Annotated in this window: 4 protein-coding genes; all 4 read right to left on the bottom strand. The window is 46.7% G+C overall.

Annotation, left to right across the window (positions count from 1 at the left end; genetic code table 11):
• Positions 1 to 144 precede the first annotated feature (144 nt).
• A complete protein-coding gene (locus ABGT74_RS10095) occupies positions 145 to 1,065 on the bottom strand; it encodes an AraC family transcriptional regulator (RefSeq protein ID WP_058964342.1) in 921 nt (306 codons plus the stop codon).
• A gap of 42 nt (positions 1,066 to 1,107) precedes the next feature.
• On the bottom strand, positions 1,108 to 1,473 hold the full coding sequence (locus ABGT74_RS10090) for a metal-dependent transcriptional regulator (protein WP_058964343.1): 366 nt from the start codon (positions 1,471 to 1,473) through the stop codon (positions 1,108 to 1,110).
• A 267-nt stretch (positions 1,474 to 1,740) separates the two neighbouring features.
• A complete protein-coding gene (locus ABGT74_RS10085) occupies positions 1,741 to 1,917 on the bottom strand; it encodes a FeoB-associated Cys-rich membrane protein (RefSeq protein ID WP_140401656.1) in 177 nt (58 codons plus the stop codon).
• Positions 1,917 to 3,158 (bottom strand): ferrous iron transporter B (locus ABGT74_RS10080; protein ID WP_346705430.1); only part of this gene is annotated, 1,242 nt, incomplete at its 5' end. The genes ABGT74_RS10080 and ABGT74_RS10085, both read right to left, overlap by 1 nt.

Below are 3,158 nucleotides of genomic sequence, written 5' to 3'. Positions count from 1 at the left end.
AGATGCTCAGCGGCTTGATTTTGTATTGCATTTTTCGCCTCCCTAAAAAATCTGAAATTTCTACTTGACTTTTATTAGCAGGTCTTTTGCATCAAGATGGTGTTGAGTGTCCAATTATTATACATGGGCCTTCTCTGCCTGTCATTATTGAAACGGACACCTTGTTATGGTTTTTGACATTTTTTTAAATTGTCCCGGCGTAACGCCATAATGCTTTTTAAAAACCGTACTGAATTGACTCATACCCTCGTATCCGACTTCTTGTGCAATTTGGTAAATAGGCTGATCCGTACAGCAAATCAATTCTTCGGCTCTCCGCATACGTAATTCCATCAGCCAGCGGTGAATAGACATTCCGTGTATGCGACGAAATTCCGCCTTCAAATAGGTAGGCGAAACAGAAAGCATTCTGCTTAATTGAATTATGGTGATCTTCTCAGATAAGTGCTCCTCCATATATCGTTTGGCATCCAATACACTTCGGCACATACGCCTACTTTCTTCAGCCCGATCATTACCGCTTTCTCCGCAATTCCTTGCAGACAGAACATACAACAGTTCCAAAGATTTCAAAAAGCAATACTTTCCGGCCGCTTCCTCAGGCATAAAGTCCAAGAGCTCAAACAGGGACTGTGTCCAGCTATTGTTAACGATTATTATACTCTCGGGCCACTCCCTCATTTCAGATTTTAATTGTTCCAGGTCTAATTTTAAAATATCGCAGAGAGAAAAAAATTGTTTACTAATTCGGCAGTTATCGATTGCTACCAGAATTCCTTGCATGTTTTTGCTGATATTGATCGAAGTATACTCTGTCATATTAGTCAAAAGCAGAACATTTCCTTTTACCGCCCTGTACGGAATATCGTTCGCACGCTGTATGATGATTTCGCCTTCAGTGCAAAAGAGAGCTTCAACAAACCGTGGAGTTTTCTCCATAGGAAAAGGGAGTAGAATTTTATCGGATACTCCCGCCCCTTTAAACCGACAGATGTAAATCCCTGGTATATCATCGAGCCGGACTGCACTTGCCTGTATATCCTTCTTCAGACATTCAATTAACATACCCCGTCCTCATTTCCAAATAAGTGCAAAACACTCAGTCACTTAATCAGGATCTCTAACCAGCGATTGCAAAGCCAAAAAACTCTCTTCTCCAAGCCCATGTTCCATTTTGCATGCATCTCTGGAAGCGATTTCTTCATCAACTCCAACCATAACCAACAACTCATATAGTACTCGATGCTTGGCCTCCACTTTTTGCGCCAATTTTATCCCCTTCTCGGTCAGATAAATATTTTTGAGGTCATCCTGATATACCAGCCCCTCTTCCGAAAGAATTCTAATCGACATCAATGCCGTAGGCCGGGACACAGACAAACACTTAGCTATCTGACAACAACGAACCTTTCCCTTTTGTGACAGCTGGTAAATAGTTTTTACATAGTCTTCTGTGGCACGTTTGCTTTTCACAAAACCTCCCGTCCTTCTGCTCTTTAATTTATAGCCGCAGGATTCATCAGAAGCCCACGCGGTTAGTTCAAACTAACATCAAGGTAAAAGCAATAGTTAGTATCGGCTAACTATTGCCATGGTATCATTTCTCCATATGACTGTCAAAGCGAAAGCTAGTCTTTTATATTAAGATACAGATATGTTTTCTCTTCGGGTTCTTGTTGTGATCTTTCTAAGAAAAGCTGCGGCTCCCCCTATTGGAGAACCGCAGCTTTTTGTCCTGTATTACTTATGTTTATGCTCGCCGCAGCTGCAATGGGAACCATTCTTTTTTGCATTGCATGCCGAACAGCCATCCGGACACCCAATACATTTCTTTCCGCTTTTTTTTGCTTTGTAAACATAAAAAGCTGCTGCTGCAACAATCACCAAAATGATTGCGATTAAAATGTAATCAATCATTACGCATTTGCTCCACTCAGCGCATATTCACGCTTCAGGTCCTTCTCAGTCTTCGTGCACAGATAAACCAGTACAGCAGCAAAAGCAACCACTGCAACCAAACCAGGGATAAAGCCTACGCCCACCGAACCAGTGGTAATCAGGGTACCGATTTGGTATACGAGATAGCCCACAGTATAACCGGTACCCAGCTGCAGACCGATGCCAGCCCAAAGCCACTTGGCGCTCTTCATCTCAGAATTCATGGCACCAATGGCGGCAAAGCAGGGAGGCGTGTACAGATTGAACATCAGATAGGCCAAGGCAGCAACCTTTGTAATAGCGATAACACCTGCTACCTCAGCGCCGGCACCTTCCATCATTTCCAGAGCATCGGTGTCGATAAGGTTCTCCAGACCAACAAAGCAAACAGCCAGAGTACCAACCACGTTCTCCTTAGCGATGAAACCAGTGACGGCCGCGGCAGCCAGCTGCCAGCTGAGGACACCGACAATGGGCACCAGCAGGTATGCAAAGGGATGGGCAATGGAAGCCAGAATAGAGCTATCAGCGGTCTCTGCTACCTGGAAGCTCCAGTTGAAGGTCTGCATGATCTGCACAGCGGTGTTGCACAGCAGAATGATGGTGGCGGCCTTTACGATGTAGGCCCAGCCCCGGGCACACATAGCTTTCAGGGCAAAGAGCAGAGAGGGAACTTTATACTCGGGCAGCTCGATGATGAAGAAAGACTTGCGGTTCTTGTAACCGGCAATTTTGTTGACCAGCAGAGCACCCAGGAAAATCAGAACGATGCCGGTGAAGTACATGGTAAAACTCACCCAGCCCGCATCGTCAAAGAATGCGCCGGCAAAAAGGGCGATCACGGGGATCTTTGCGCCGCAGGGCATGAAAGGAGTCAGCATAGCGGTAGCACGGCGCTCACGCTCGTTGCGGATGGTACGGCTGGCCATAACGCCGGGGATGGCACAACCAGTACCGATAACAAAGGGAATGACCGATTTGCCGGAAAGACCTACCTTTTTGAAGATGGGGTCTAGAACCACCGAAACGCGGGACATATAGCCGCAGTCCTCCAGCAGCGCGATCAGGAAATACATGATCATAACCAGAGGCAGGAAGCCCACGACAGCGCCCACACCGCCGATGATGCCGTCGGCCAGCAGCGCGGTCAGCAGAGGATTGGCGTCAGCCAGCAGCACCTCGCCGACGTAGCCCTGGAAGGTCTCGATCCAGGCCACCAG

It is taken from the genome of uncultured Agathobaculum sp., from assembly GCF_963927765.1.
In the GTDB taxonomy this organism is placed as follows: Bacteria; Bacillota; Clostridia; order Oscillospirales; family Butyricicoccaceae; genus Agathobaculum.
The sequence above is the reverse complement of the archived record's forward strand: the minus strand, read 5'-3'. Positions and strand labels throughout refer to the sequence as shown.